This window comes from Candidatus Hoaglandella endobia (genome assembly GCF_900044015.1).
GTDB classification, from domain to species: domain Bacteria; phylum Pseudomonadota; class Gammaproteobacteria; order Enterobacterales; family Enterobacteriaceae; genus Hoaglandella; species Hoaglandella endobia.
The window spans coordinates 107,664-122,654 of sequence record NZ_LN999835.1; the positions used below are offsets into that span (position 1 = coordinate 107,664).

The following is a 14,991-nucleotide window of genomic DNA, read 5'->3' on the forward strand; positions in this document are numbered from 1 at the left end:
AAGAGGAAAAGATCCAGAAATAGTGCCTGGGCAACAGGAGTGAGAAATTCCAGCAGGAGCAGGACTTCAGCAAAGTCGGTTTAGTTATGGGTAAGTGCAGAGCCAAAAGAGCCAAATGATTTGGTATGTGGAGTCTGCGCTAAGTTACCGTTAGCGTTGATACGCAACTATTCACGCTCTACGCCACGGCGTATACCATTGAGTATCTGAGGATGGACTTCAAACCAGGCAAGTGCTTTTGATATATCCGGGGGTCAACAAATTGATCTCCATCAGTTAACAATTTTTAGCTAACGTTAAATTTTAACGTCCCCAGATATCTCAAGCGCCACTGTTTGTCGCTGGCTAGCAGCTGGTAGGTTAGCTGATCCCGGTCCCTTTTTCATAAGAAAAGTAGGGACACTACGGTGCTCTTGGTTCAATAACATCCGGATAAACAGCAAGAACGTTGGTGCATCCGGGAGGATTTGAACCTCCGACCGCTCGGTTCGTAGCCGAGTACTCTATCCAGCTGAGCTACGGATGCATGTTAATGGCGGTGAGGGAGGGATTCGAACCCTCGATACAGCTATGGACCGTATACTCCCTTAGCAGGGGAGCGCCTTAAGCCTCTCGGCCACCTCACCTATGCGCTAAAAATAGTTCCCTGCCACTACGTGGCATTTATTTTACTTCATGGACCTGATAAGTCAATTTTTTTTGACATTTCGTAAAGTAATTGTTTACTTGCTATAAAACTTTTTATAGATCACTGCTAATTTAGCAAGTTAACAGTTTACAATTATTCAACTAACTATTAATCCATTAGTCTTTAAGTAAAAAAATAATAGAAGAGAAATAAGAAAAATGAGAATACTGATTAATCGGCTATCTGGCAGTCCAAGGAGGACAGTTCCCAAGCATTGGCATTTTCTTTTTAAGAGACACAGAATTTTTTATAATCATTTCGACTGATACAGAAGTGATAGTGATCATGTATCACGTATTCTTCTTCTTTTTCTTCTTTGCTATAGGACTTAATTTTACGTTCTGCCTTTTATTAAGTTTGCTAGATTAATTAGCAAGTTAGACTAATCTTAGTTTTGCAGCTAACATCTTTTCTAAGCTTGAGAGCGCGTTAGGCAAAGCGCTGCTCTTACTGCCACCTCCCTGTGCCAGATCGGGACGCCCACCACCTTTTCCATCAACCTGCTGTGCTAGATAACTCACGATCTCCCCGGCCTTAATAAAGGCGGTTAAATTTTTTGTTACGCCGACTATCAGGCTCACTTTACCATTTGCTACAGTAGCTAGTACGATAACGGCAGATTGCAATTGGTTCTTCAGACCGTCTACCATTATTGGTAACATTTTCGGTTCTACGTTCTCTAGTTGACTTACTAGCACGTTGACCCCGTCAATATCGCGCACGTTATGGCTCAGCCAGGCGCTTTTCTGCACAGCTTGCTGATTCTTAATTTGCTGAAGCTCTTTTTCTAACTGACGCGCACGTTCCTGTAGTGCCCGCACCTTATTGACTATCGTTTGGTTGTCGCCTTTTACTAACTGAATAAGTTGATGCACTAATTCGCTTTGCTGATGAATAGAATTCAACGCCTTCTCACCGGTTATTGCTTCAATACGTCGGATACCTGCAGCAGTACCTGATTCAGAAACTATGCGAAAAAGACCTATATCACCGGTGCAGCGGGCATGCGTACCACAGCATAGTTCAATAGAAACATTTCCCATGCTTACAACCCTTACCTGCTCCTCATACTTCTCATCGAATTGTGCAATTGCCCCTTTATTCCGCGCCTCTTGTAGCGCCATCATGTCTACTTTTATCAAAAAATTACGTCTTATCTGCTGGTTGACGATAGCTTCGACCCCACGAATCTGTTCTGGTTTCAGCTTTTCATGATGGGAAAAATCGAAGCGCAAGTAGTGATCATTCACCAGCGAACCTTTCTGCTTGATATGGTTGCCGAGCACTTGATGCAAAGCGGTATGTAACAAATGGGTAGCAGTATGGTTAAGGCGAATGTGCTCGCGTCGCTCTTTGTTGACATTGGCAACTACTTGCGTGCCATGTTTGAATTCGCCATATATGAGCTCACCAATATGACCAAACGCCTTCCCGTATTTCTTCGTGTCAATAACCTTAAAAAACCCGGAATCTGCTTTCAGTACACCCTGATCGCCTACTTGACCGCCTGCTTCGCCATAGAATGAAGTTTCGTCAAGCACAACTACCGCCGCCTCACCCTGGCAAATTGCCTTTACTGGCTGGCCATTACGGAACAATGCGGTTACCCGCCCCTGATGTTCTAGCTCCTCGTATCCAAGGAAACGAGTAGTCTTATCTACGCGCAACAGACTGTTGTAGTCGACACCGAAGCATCTAGCTTGACGGGCCCGCTTACGCTGTTCCGCCATGGAGCGCTCAAATCCCGCTTCATCAACATGTAAATTACGTTCACGACATACATCGGCGGTCAAATCAAGTGGAAAACCGTAGGTATCATAAAGAAGAAATGCCGTCTCTCCATTAAGGGTATTGCCCGCAAGTGTGGACAACTCCTGGTTAAGCAGAGCCAGGCCACGCTCTAGTGTTCGAGCGAACTGATCTTCTTCCGCACAAAGTACTTGTTCAACCATCTTCTGTTGTAGCCGGAGCTGATTAGCGGCACTACCCATAATTTCAATAAGCGGTGCCACCAAGTGATAGAAAAATTTATCACTGGCGCCCAGCATATGGCCGTGGCGAATAGCGCGGCGAATGATCCTGCGCAGGACATATCCCCGACCTTCATTGGACAGCACGACGCCATCGCTAATCAAAAAAGCGCACGAGCGAATGTGATCGGCAATAACGCGCAAAGATTTGCTTTTAAGATCCCGGGCACCTGTCAGCCGGGCTGCGGCTTCGATAAGCGTCTTGAATAAGTCGATATCGTAGTTTGAATTAACTTGCTGCAGCACTGAAGCGATGCGTTCTAGCCCCATACCAGTATCTACCGAAGGTTTTGGTAACGGTAGCAGTGTGCCGTCGGCCTGACGATTAAATTGTATAAACACTAAATTCCAAATTTCTATGTAGCGATCACCTTTCTCCGTATTGCCCGGAGGGTTACCCCAAATATGGTCGCCGTAGTCGTAGAAAATCTCGGAACAAGGACCACAAGGACCAGTATCGCCCATCTGCCAGAAATTATCTGATGCGTAGGCACTACCCTTATTATCCCCAATGCGAATAATGTGCTCAGTTGGAACACCGACTTCGTTGGCCCAGATGTTATAGGCTTCATCATCGGTGGCATATACCGTAACCCACAGTTTTTCTTTAGGAAGATTAAACCACTGCTTGCCAGTCAATAGTTCCCATGCAAACTGGATGGCTTCTTGTTTAAAATAATCTCCAAAACTAAAATTACCTAACATCTCAAAAAAGGTATGGTGGCGCGCGGTATAGCCAACATTTTCTAGATCATTGTGTTTACCACCTGCGCGCACACAGCGCTGCGAAGTAGTTGCTCGCCGGTAAGAACGGTTATCTAGGCCTAAGAAAACATCTTTGAATTGATTCATTCCGGCGTTGGTAAACAGCAAGGTTGGATCATTTTCAGGCACTAGTGAGCTGCTTACTACCACTTGGTGGTTTTTACTATGGAAAAAATTGAGAAACGCCTGACGAATCTCAGCGGTGCTTGTATTCATAGTTGTTCCTGAATCAGATAAATAATCAGATTCTAAGCATAATAGCGTACTCTTATAACGCTGCAGTAGCTTTTAAGCTCATAAAAAGTAGAAATATGACTGTTACAGACAGGTTGTGCTTCTTTGCCATCATTGCTAGAGCATCTGACCAGAACACCATACAGTTTAATCAAATTGAGTCTAGGTTATCCGTGGTGTTAGCGACAACTAGTTGTGGTTAGCAATGCCGTTTTCACAGCAGTTGAAAATTATTTATTCAATCTCTGGCTCAACGGTCCTGAGTAGGCTGTTATCTTCAGCACTGTGCAACATAATTTCACGTAATTTCTTGTCTAATTTAGCTGTTAACTCTGGGTTCTTCTTTAAGAAGTTACAGGCGTTTGCCTTGCCCTGACCAATCTTCTCTCCGTTATAGCTGTACCAGGCCCCGGCTTTCTCAAGCAGCTTATACCTTACCCCTAAATCAACTAGCTCGCCGCAAATATTGATACCCTTACCGTACATGATCTGGAATTCTGCTTGTTTAAATGGCGCCGCTACTTTATTTTTTACAACTTTAACCCGGTTCTCACTACCCACGACCACGTCACTTTCTTTCACCGAACCGATGCAGCGGATGTCCAGACGGATAGAGGCGTAGAACTTAAGTGCATTCCCGCCTGTCGTGGTTTCAGGGTTACCAAATATCATGCCGATCTTCATACGGATCTGATTGATGAAAATTAACAACGTATTGGCGTGTTTTAAGTTTCCTGTTAGTTTGCGCATTGCTTGACTCATCATGCGGGCCGCTAAACCCATATGGGAATCACCAATTTCGCCTTCAATCTCGGCTTTAGGCGTCAGCGCTGCTACAGAGTCGACAATGATGACGTCTACTGCGCCAGACCTGGTCAGAGCGTCACAGATCTCTAACGCTTGCTCGCCTGTATCCGGCTGGGCGCAAAGTAGAGTGTCGATATCGACACCCAGTCTTTTAGCATAGATAGGATCAAGGGCGTGCTCGGCATCAATAAAAGCACAGGTTTTTCCTTCGCGCTGAGCCGCAGCGACGACCTGCAGCGTTAGGGTGGTTTTTCCCGACGATTCTGGCCCATAGATTTCAACGATACGACCCATAGGCAGCCCCCCCACCCCCAGCGCGATATCCAAAGATAGAGAACCAGTAGAGACCGTTTCTACATCCATAGAGCGATCTTCACCTAGACGCATAATCGAACCTTTGCCGAATTGTTTTTCAATCTGGCTCAGTGCTAATGCTAACGCCTTTTGTTTATTCTCATCAATAACCATTTAAAATCCTTTCAAGCTGGGAGCGATATTGCTACCCTATATTTTCTAATTGTAGGTAATGGATGTTAATTGTACTGTTTAGATAGACAGTACAATCAGATTTTATTTGCTAAATATAGCTCATCATTATTTAGCCTCAAAGTTTAATGAGCATAGACTACCAACCTGTTTTTTCTTACAACCGTAGTAAAAGTAATTTTTTGAGGATATCCTCCTATAGAGTTAAATCTTTCTATAGAGTTAAATCTTTAAATAAAAATTGGCTTTATACACGAACATAGTAAAATTAAAGGAGTTGCTTTTAAACTGGTTAATATAATTTTTAGTATAGTAGTACGTAAAAAGCAAACTTATAAGACTTTTTATGGTGTTTGTTTATAACCAGACGCTTCTAGCTAATGTTTACCCTGCCACTCATTCAGACACTATATTAATTAAATTATTAATCTAATTATTATTAATATTTATTTTAATAAATAATTTTATTTGTATAGTAAATAACTAAAAGTATAGATCTAATAAATAAATATTAATATATATTAATATTTTATATATAGCAAACAAGCTACATTAGCGAAGCCCATTATATTGGGAAGCAATTGCAGTATCTTTTTATCTTAATTAGCACCTAACATGAGCAACCTGATTATGACTGATTCTGGAGATAAGGACTACTCGTTACATACCCCAATGATGCAGCAGTATTTGAAAATTAAAGCACAACAACCAGATATACTGCTTTTCTATCGGATGGGAGATTTTTATGAACTATTCTACGATGATGCCAAGCGCGCATCGCAGCTTATGGATATATCTATAACTAAACGTGGTTCCTCAGCTGGCGAGCCGATTCTTATGGCTGGCGTGCCACATCATGCGCTAGATCATTACCTAGCGAAACTAGTAGCATTAGGGGAATCGATAGCTATTTGTGAGCAGATAGGTGATCCAGTCACGACAAAAGGGCCGATAGAACGGCGCGTGGTACGCATCGTAACTCCCGGTACTCTGAGCGACGAAGCGTTGCTGAATGAACGCCAGGATAATCTAATAGCCGCACTATTTCAGACACCGGATGGCTTTGGTTATGCCACACTGGATATGACCTCTGGTCGTTTTCTTGTTTCTGAACCAGCAGACCGCGAGGCGATGGCCGCTGCATTACAGCGCACTAATCCAGCGGAGCTTTTATATCCTGAGATGCTGCAAGATTTCATACTGATCGAGTACCGTAGCGGGTTGCGACGTCGGCCTATTTGGGAATTCGATCTTGATACCGCCCGTCAGCAGCTCAATAGCCAGTTCGGCACCCGCGACCTAACTGGTTTTGGCATCGATCGGGCGCATTTGGCTCTGCGCGCTGCTGGTTGTCTACTGCAGTACGCTAAAAATACCCAACTAACTGAGCTACCGCATATTCGAGCTATCACTTTTGAGCGGGAACAAGATAGTATCGTGATGGATGTAGCAACGCGTCAAAATTTGGAATTAACTCAGAATTTGAGCGGCGGCAGTGATAATACTCTGGCCGCTATCATTGACCGTACCGTCACTCCCATGGGGAGCCGTATGCTAAAACGCTGGCTACATATGCCAACACGCGATATCAATATACTCACGCAACGTCAGAATAGCATCCAGGCGCTGCAGTATAATGGTAGCTTTTCCAGGCTTCAGCTACTGTTGCGTAATATCGGCGATTTGGAACGGGTGCTAGCGCGTCTTGCGCTGCGCTCGGCGCGTCCACGAGATCTAGCGCGCATACGCCATGCCGTTGCTCAACTACCTGATATTCAAGCGCTGCTGATCGAGACAAATAGCCCATATCTGCCACAATTGCTAGAACGTATCGGAGAATTTAGTGAGTTGCGTTCATTGCTAGAACGTGCCCTAGTTGAGGCGCCACCTGTACTTGTGCGGGACGGAGGTGTAATCAACTCCGGTTATAACGATGAGCTAGACTATTTGCGCGCGTTGTCGAAGGGAGCCAACGATTATCTCGACTGTTTTGAAGTACGTGAACGGGAAAAAACCGGTCTTGATACATTAAAAGTAGGGTTTAATGCTGTCTATGGATATTTCATTCAGTTGAGTCGAAGGCAAAGCCACTTGGCACCTATCCATTATGTACGCCGCCAGACTTTGAAAAACGCCGAACGCTATATTATCCCAGAACTGAAAGAATATGAAGATAAGGTACTGACGTCGAAAAGTAAAGCTATAGCCCTAGAAAAGGAACTGTACGACAAGCTATTAAACTGGATGTTGCCGTCTCTGCCAGCGCTACAGCAAAGCGCTGCAGCGCTGGCAGAGCTGGACGTGCTTTGCAATCTTGCCGAGCGCGCTGATACACTAAATTATGTATGCCCGACGCTCGTTGATAAAGTTGGTATTCATATTATCAACGGCCGTCATCCAGTTGTTGAACAGGTACTGAGCGAACCTTTTATAGCTAATTCACTATTGTTGTCTGAAGAAAAGCGTATGTTGATCATTACTGGCCCTAATATGGGTGGTAAAAGTACTTATATGCGCCAAACTGCTCTGATTGTACTGCTGGCATATATCGGTAGTTTCTTGCCCGTTGAGCAGGCTACCATCGGCCCGGTAGACCGTATTTTTACCCGAGTTGGCGCTACAGATGATTTAGCTTCTGGGCGCTCCACTTTTATGGTAGAAATGACCGAAACCGCTAATATTCTGCATAATGCTACGCGACTAAGTCTGGTGTTAATGGATGAAATAGGCCGTGGTACTTCTACTTATGACGGGTTATCGCTGGCATGGGCCTGTGCAGAAAATTTGGTGGTGCGTATTAAGGCGATGACCTTGTTTGCAACGCACTATTTCGAACTGACCAAGCTGCCGGAAAAGCTCAAGGGAGTAGTGAATGTTCATTTTGAAGTTTTGGAGTATGGACAAACTGTTGCTTTCCTGCACGCTGTGCAAGAGGGCGCTGCTAGCAAGAGCTACGGTCTGTCAGTAGCTGCGTTAGCTGGGGTACCGAGCGACGTCATAAAACGTGCGCGGCAAAAGCTTAAAGAATTAGAAATGTTGTCTAACGCGGTATCAATGCAGCAGCAAGCGGTATCAATGCAGCAGCAAGAAGTACCATCTGCCCTAGTTATCGAGGTATTAGGAAATATAGATCCTGCTCGGTTATCACCAAACCAGGCGCTGGAATGGTTATATCGGCTAAAAAAAATGGTGAAATCCTCTCCCCACCGAATAGTACATTCTTAACGTTTATATATTTATCGCGGCGGAAGATAACTCAGCGGGTTTACAGATTTTCCCTTATAATGAATTTCAAAATGAAGTTTAGTTTTGATGGTTCCAGTGCTCCCCATAGTAGAAATTTTTTGCCCTACTTTTACTTCCTGTTGTTCGTGGACTAGCAACGTATCGTTGTGGGCGTAGGCACTCAAGTAATTATCATTATGCTTGATAATGATAAGATTACCATATCCCCGTAGGGCGTTGCCCGTATACACTACACGGCCACTGGCGGTCGCCAATATTGGTTGACCTCTTGATCCGGAGATATCGACGCCTTTATTGCCTCCTTCGGCAGTGGAACAATTGTCGATCATCTTCCCATTGGTAGGCCAACGCCAGCCGATTATAGCCGTATTTCCAGTATCTTTGAGAGCGGACGGCGCAGTAGTAGTTCTAGTAACAACAGTACCGTTGGTAGTAGTGAACATTTTTTCTTCACTCTGTTTATCGGCATGAATGTTATGTTTATAATAATCTACAATTAATTTTGTCAATTGCACCTTGGCTGGTATTGAAGTAGTACAGGTTCTTACATATAACGTCTGACCCACGTTCAGGCTGTAAGGTTTCATAATGTTGTTCCGTCTTGCTAAGTCCAGGTAGTCATTACCTGTAATCCAGGCAATGTAAAACAGGGTATCACTCCATTTTACCTGGTAAGTGATGCCATAATAAGAACCTTGTTGTATGTTTTTGTATCTCCTATTATAAATGATCCTTCCTTTCGGATAGATCTTTACCTGAGTGCCGCTGTTAACTGCAGCCATATTGTAAGTATGGCCAATCTTCTGGTCGCATTTAACTGTAAAATTGCTGCCTACGCTTCTTATAGTAGGAGGTAAACCAGTCTGATTAGTAGTACACCCAGCCATGGCTATACTTACCATGGCACAGACCGTAATGCGGCGCCACGCGCACTTCAGGCTTTTCATGCTTATTGCTCTCTTATGGCAGTAACGCCAATCATGATATTAAGTAGTCTTAGGTAGGCCAGACATGTTTTGTTATATATCTATCTTTTTATCCTACAAACAATATGCAAGTAGTAACCATTTGATGCCTATCAAAAACTTTATCTAATTATAGAGAGAAAGTAGTGATGCTTAATCTATAAGTAGTCAGTCAAGCGCGGCTACATCAGGGGCCAGATCACATTTCCCCAGCGTGATAAGATCCCTTGTTGCTTCGACAGTTGCCATCATAAATTCTCTACTTCACCTTCGTCGTTAAATCAGCGGAAACTGCCCTCATTCATCTCTAGCTTGTCCATGAGCGCTTAAGGAAGGTTTGGCGGTAGGGGGTAGCAGTAGGCGGTCAAAATAATGGTGGCAAACTACCGCCACTGCAGCAGGAGTAATTAAGTTATGAGCAGTAGTACTACGATGTGATCATCTGCTTTGTGCTCAAAAGCATAGTAGATAAATAGTAGATAAAAAGTTCATTTAGCACCGCCTTGATAACTTGCAACAGGCGTTTAATGCTTATTCTAACGTAACTACACTATTCACAGCAGCATCAATAAATATATATGGGAAGATTCCATCAGTTGTTATTTTGCTTGTTCTTGCACCAGACGATAAAAGACCTCGCCTGGTTTTATTAGGCTCAGATCGTTGCGTGATCGTTCCTCGATAGATTCCTGACCACTGTTCAAGTCATCAATTTCCGCAAGTAGCTGATTATTACGGGCCTTAATTTTGGCGTTATTACTTTGTTGTATCTTGATATCGTTTTTAACTTTTATGAAGTCGTGCAAACCATTTTTACCTATCAAAAGCGAATACTGCAGCCAGCCTAGAAATACTAATAACAGAAGCGTAAGTTTTTTCATTCTAACCACTAAAAATAAAAAAGTTAAAATGGAAAACAGAAATTGATTGCCCTCTACCAAAAAAGAAGTATGAAAATACAGCAAATATTCTCGTACTGGTAGTCGAGTCGTCGAGACAGCCTAAATTTTGGTATCAATCATAGTTAACCATAGTAGATAATATTTGGTCGCCATCTAGCAGATAAGTGCTTACTCCCAGCTACTCGGTTAGCTACACCCTATTTACCTGGGCGTGCTGGGACTTGACCATTGTCATAATTTACACCCCACCAGAAGAATATCACCACAGCCCATACGCTAATAGCGCTAATATGATATTAATAAAAGCCTCTACTACGCAGGTAGATTACTATAATCGCTTACAATAATAGCCAAATAAATAACTAAAAATTATAGAATTACGACTGGCCTTTCACTTCTTTTAGACCGTTGAATGGTGCGCTGTCTCCCAAAGCTTCTTCAATACGGAGAAGCTGGTTGTATTTAGCTACGCGATCAGAACGACTCATTGAACCTGTTTTTATCTGACCAGCAGCAGTACCTACTGCTAGATCGGCGATGGTCGCGTCTTCAGTTTCGCCTGAACGGTGAGAAATAATAGTGGTGTAACCAGCGTCTTTGGCCATTTTTATGGTAGCTAAAGTTTCAGTAAGCGAACCAATTTGGTTCAATTTGATCAAAATTGAGTTAGCAATGCCTTTTGCGATCCCTTCTTTCAGGATTTTTGTATTGGTAACAAATAAGTCGTCGCCTACCAACTGAATTTTAGTACCTAAAACTTTAGTCTGATAGGCAAAGCCGTCCCAATCTGATTCATTCAGGCCATCTTCAATAGAAACGATAGGGTACTGTTTAGTTAACTTTTCCAGGTAATGGGTAAATTCCTGAGAAGTAAAGGTTTTACCTTCGCTTGTTAGGTTGTAAGTACCAGTCTCTTCTTCAAATAATTCTGATGCAGCGCAGTCCATTGCTAGGGTAATATCTTGCCCCAGTACATAGCCAGCTTTTTCTACTGCTTCTTGAATAATCGCTAGCGCGGTGGCATTAGATTCTAGGTTTGGGGCATAGCCGCCCTCGTCGCCCACGGCAGTGTTCATGCCTTTTGTTTTCAGCAATTTTGCCAGGTTCTGAAACACTTCAGAACCCATGCGAATGGCTTCTTTTAAGGTTTTGGCGCCAACTGGTTGAATCATGAACTCTTGGATATCGATGTTGTTATCTGCGTGTTTACCGCCGTTAATGATGTTGATCATTGGTAAGGGCATCGAAAATTTGCCTGGAATACCGTTCAGTTCAGCGATGTGTTCATAAAGTGGCATGCATTTAGAAGCGGCGGCGGCTTTAGCGGTAGCCAGCGATACGGCCAAAATAGCGTTGGCACCGAAATGAGCTTTGTTTTCGGTGCCATCTAGATCGATCATAGTTTGATCCAGGGTGGCCTGATCTTTGGCATCTTTACCCGTCAGTGCTTGCGTTATTGGACCTTTTATCGCGTTAACTGCTTTAATTACACCCTTGCCTAAGAAGCGTGACTTGTCTCCATCTCTCAGTTCCAGAGCTTCACGTGAGCCAGTGGAGGCTCCAGATGGAGCTGCAGCAAGACCAACGAAACCACCTTGTAGATGCACTTCTGCTTCTACGGTAGGATTACCGCGAGAATCGATGATTTCACGGCCAATGACTTTTACTATTTTAGACATTTTTATTTCCTCTGCAAAGGTTATTTCTGCGCCTGTTTTTGATAACAACACGCGGCTTTGATAAAACCGGTAAAGAGCGGATGACCATCACGAGGCGTCGAGGTGAACTCCGAATGAAACTGGCTGGCGATAAACCACGGATGACTTGGATATTCAATGATCTCTACCAGCTTATTATCCCCGGAGTAGCCAGCAACAAGCAGACCTGCGGCCTCAATATGTTTTAATAGCAACTTGTTGACTTCATAACGATGACGATGACGTTCCATAATAATAGACTCACCGTAAAGATGACGTGCTAGGCTATCGTCTACCAAGTAGCATTGCTGGCTGCCGAGGCGCATAGTACCACCTAAATTGCTCCGCTCGTTGCGAATTTCTAAGTTACCGTTTTCATCGTGCCATTCGGTTATTAGAGCAATTACTGGATACTTACAATCTGGAACAAACTCGGTTGAGTTAGCATCAGTCATGCCCGCTACGTGTCGTGCGAATTCTATTAATGCCACTTGCATACCTAAACAAATTCCCAGATAAGGAATATTTTGCTCGCGTGCATACTGCGCGGTCAATATTTTCCCTTCAACACCTCTATAGCCGAAGCCACCTGGAATAAGAATAGCGTCTAGATCTTTTAACATCTTGACGCCGCGAGATTCCACATCCTGTGAATCAATAAGGCGAATATTAACCGTCAGACGATTTTTTAATCCTGCATGTTTTAGCGCTTCAATAACCGACTTATAGGCGTCTGGTAACTCGGTATACTTTCCTACGATGCCGATGGTCACTTCACCGACAGGGTTAGCCTGCTGGTAAATTACCTGCTCCCACTCAAAAAGATCTGCTTCGGGACAATTTAAGTGAAAACGTTGACAAATATAATCGTCAAGCCCCTGAGATTGCAATAGTGCTGGAATTTTATAAATAAAATCAACATCTTTGAGAGAGATAACCGCTTTTTCCGGCACATTGCAGAATAAAGCAATTTTTGCCCGTTCATTATTTGGTACCGCTCGATCAGAGCGGCAAATTAATATATCAGGCTGGATGCCAATAGATAACAGCTCTTTGACTGAATGCTGAGTCGGTTTCGTTTTTACTTCACCTGAAGCCGCCATGTGAGGCACCAGAGTCAAATGCATGTACAACGTATGTTCACGCCCTACTTCCACCGCCATTTGACGGATGGCTTCCAGAAAAGGGAGCGATTCGATATCGCCTACCGTGCCGCCAATCTCTACTAAAACCACATCATGGTTATCACCGCCTTCAACAATACGTTCTTTAATGGCGTTGGTGATATGGGGAATCACCTGGATGGTAGCGCCAAGATAGTCGCCACGACGCTCTTTACGCAGTACGTCGGAGTAGATACGACCGGTGGTGAAGTTATTGCGTCGAGACATTTTAGTGCGGATAAAACGCTCGTAATGACCCAAGTCCAGATCTGTTTCGGCGCCGTCTTCAGTAACGAAAACCTCACCATGTTGAATTGGACTCATGGTACCGGGATCTACATTTATATAGGGATCTAGCTTCATGATGGTAACATTGAGGCCCCGCGCTTCGAGAATAGCTGCCAGTGAAGCTGCTGCAATCCCTTTACCTAGTGAAGAGACAACCCCACCGGTTACAAAAATATAATTAGTTGTCATATGGAACCTGAACAAGTGTAACCTGAGTAATACCTGTAATTTTAGTACCGGCTAGATGCCGCTGGGACCCAGCCTAGCATTGCTAGGCGAAATTAATTAGTTGGCTGTGTACTTACAGTTATCTAACTGGAGCTAAGCAAGCAACTGGTGTAACCAGTCGATGCGCTGCTTAGAGCCGGCTTGGCCGCCGATAAGCGTTGTGCCGTACTCTTTATATTTCCAGTGCGCTGCCATACCAAGCTCAGCGTCTTTATGCATTTGGCGCGTACGGATCTGGATTTCTAAAGTTTTGCCCAGCGGCCCAAGCACGACAGTATGAATAGATTGATAGCCATTAGGTTTCGGGTTGGCAACATAGTCGTCGAATTCATCTGGTAAGTAGCAGAAATGTGTATGCACAATACTAAGAGTAGCGTAACATTCCTTTAAACGATCTACTACCACTCGCACTGCCCGCACATCGAATAGTTCATCGAATTCTAGCTCCTTTTGCTGCATTTTGCGCCAGATGCTATAAATATGTTTCGGACGGCCATCAATTGCAGCTTGCAGATCTGCTTGCTGTATAGTTTTTCGCAACGAGATAACAATATTTTCGATATATTGCTCGCGAGCAATTCGCCTCTCATGTAACATTTGGGCGATGCACTTGTATTCCTTAGGATACAAATAGCGGAAAAAAAATCTTCCAGTTCCCATGTTAGTTGGCCGATATCGAGACGGTTAGCGAGCGGTATATAAATATTGGTGCTTTCTTTAGCCGTCAACAACTGCTCATTTTCTGGTGCATTTAGCCGTTCACTTGTTTGCGGCTTGGCGAGGCCTAAACTGTAAACCCAGTCTTCCACAGAAAATTCGCCAACTAGATTCAAATGTGCACTTCTTACCGCAACCATACCTACTACCTAAATTATAGAGCCTAACTTATAGAAGAGATGTTGGAATTTTTAATTTTTTAAATAGAAAATCACTTCTATTATTTTTTATTAAAACAGCCTGCTAAAAACTAGTACAGTTCAGAGATTCCTAGAATCTAGCTCATATAATTGACACTGCTTTAAGCAGAAGGCGTACCATACCATGCCAATTATGGGCTTTAGTACATTGCTAGTTATAAAGTATTTTTAACTTAATTAGCCTCGGCTAACTTTTTTGCTTGAGTTATACTGACATTGCTTATAAGTACTAAGAAGTAAAATTTTGGTATAATTACCGAAAGAGTCTTCGCGGGAGATAAAGAAACGGCTAAAGCGGCGACATTCTGTAGGATGTATTAGTAGTAGTGTAGCCGGAATTAAGATAATTTTCTGGTTTTAAGTAGGGAAAGTTATGTCACTGCTTTTATTTAGGGTAGGGGGAGACATCGTGCTTATTCATCACCTACAATGAATGGTGTTGTAAAATTTAGAATAATTTACCCAACACTCTGTGTTGCTACTAGATAATAGTTATCCTCCGCTAGTAGCTTAAGCTACTGGTAGTAAAATACCTACTGCGTAAATAAAGCGAGCAAACCTACCTAAAAGTAGAG

At 43.4% G+C, this 14,991-nt stretch carries 7 protein-coding genes, 2 tRNA genes and 1 pseudogene; 1 reads left to right on the forward strand and 9 read right to left on the reverse strand.

Features of this window, described 5'->3' with window-relative positions:
- Window positions 1-449: 449 nt before the first annotated feature.
- From A4A70_RS00530 to recA, 4 genes are all read right to left on the reverse strand, one after another.
- Window positions 450-526, reverse strand: a tRNA-Arg gene (locus A4A70_RS00530).
- Between the two features lie 7 nt (window positions 527-533).
- Window positions 534-626: transfer RNA gene (locus A4A70_RS00535), tRNA-Ser, on the reverse strand.
- Window positions 627-1,065: 439 nt separating this feature from the next.
- On the reverse strand, window positions 1,066-3,699 hold the full coding sequence (alaS, locus tag A4A70_RS00540; protein WP_067567479.1) for an alanine--tRNA ligase: 2,634 nt from the start codon (window positions 3,697-3,699) through the stop codon (window positions 1,066-1,068).
- Window positions 3,700-3,951: 252 nt separating this feature from the next.
- A complete protein-coding gene (gene recA, locus A4A70_RS00545; protein WP_067567481.1) occupies window positions 3,952-4,992 on the reverse strand; it encodes a recombinase RecA in 1,041 nt (346 codons plus the stop codon).
- Window positions 4,993-5,640: 648 nt separating this feature from the next.
- On the opposite strand from recA, the gene mutS reads away from it, so the two are divergent.
- On the forward strand, window positions 5,641-8,235 hold the full coding sequence (gene mutS, locus A4A70_RS00550; RefSeq protein ID WP_067568245.1) for a DNA mismatch repair protein MutS: 2,595 nt from the start codon (window positions 5,641-5,643) through the stop codon (window positions 8,233-8,235).
- An 11-nt stretch (window positions 8,236-8,246) separates the two neighbouring features.
- Here mutS and nlpD read toward each other — a convergent pair whose 3' ends face one another.
- The 5 genes and pseudogenes from nlpD to relA form a co-directional block, all read right to left on the reverse strand.
- Window positions 8,247-9,203 carry a murein hydrolase activator NlpD gene (nlpD, locus tag A4A70_RS00555; RefSeq protein ID WP_067567484.1) on the reverse strand — a complete coding sequence of 319 codons (957 nt, stop codon included), beginning with the start codon at window positions 9,201-9,203 and terminating at the stop codon, window positions 8,247-8,249.
- Between the two features lie 617 nt (window positions 9,204-9,820).
- Window positions 9,821-10,102, reverse strand: a complete 282-nt coding sequence (gene ftsB / locus A4A70_RS00560) for a cell division protein FtsB (RefSeq protein ID WP_067567487.1) — start codon at window positions 10,100-10,102, stop codon at window positions 9,821-9,823.
- A 398-nt stretch (window positions 10,103-10,500) separates the two neighbouring features.
- Entirely contained in the window at window positions 10,501-11,802 is a 1,302-nt protein-coding gene (eno, locus tag A4A70_RS00565) for a phosphopyruvate hydratase (RefSeq protein WP_067567490.1), read from the reverse strand.
- Between the two features lie 20 nt (window positions 11,803-11,822).
- Window positions 11,823-13,460, reverse strand: coding sequence for a glutamine hydrolyzing CTP synthase (gene pyrG, locus A4A70_RS00570; protein WP_067567493.1), 1,638 nt, complete (start codon window positions 13,458-13,460; stop codon window positions 11,823-11,825).
- A gap of 135 nt (window positions 13,461-13,595) precedes the next feature.
- Window positions 13,596-14,251 (reverse strand): annotated as a pseudogene (gene relA, locus A4A70_RS00575) (GTP diphosphokinase); the annotation flags it as partial.
- Window positions 14,252-14,991 lie beyond the last annotated feature (740 nt).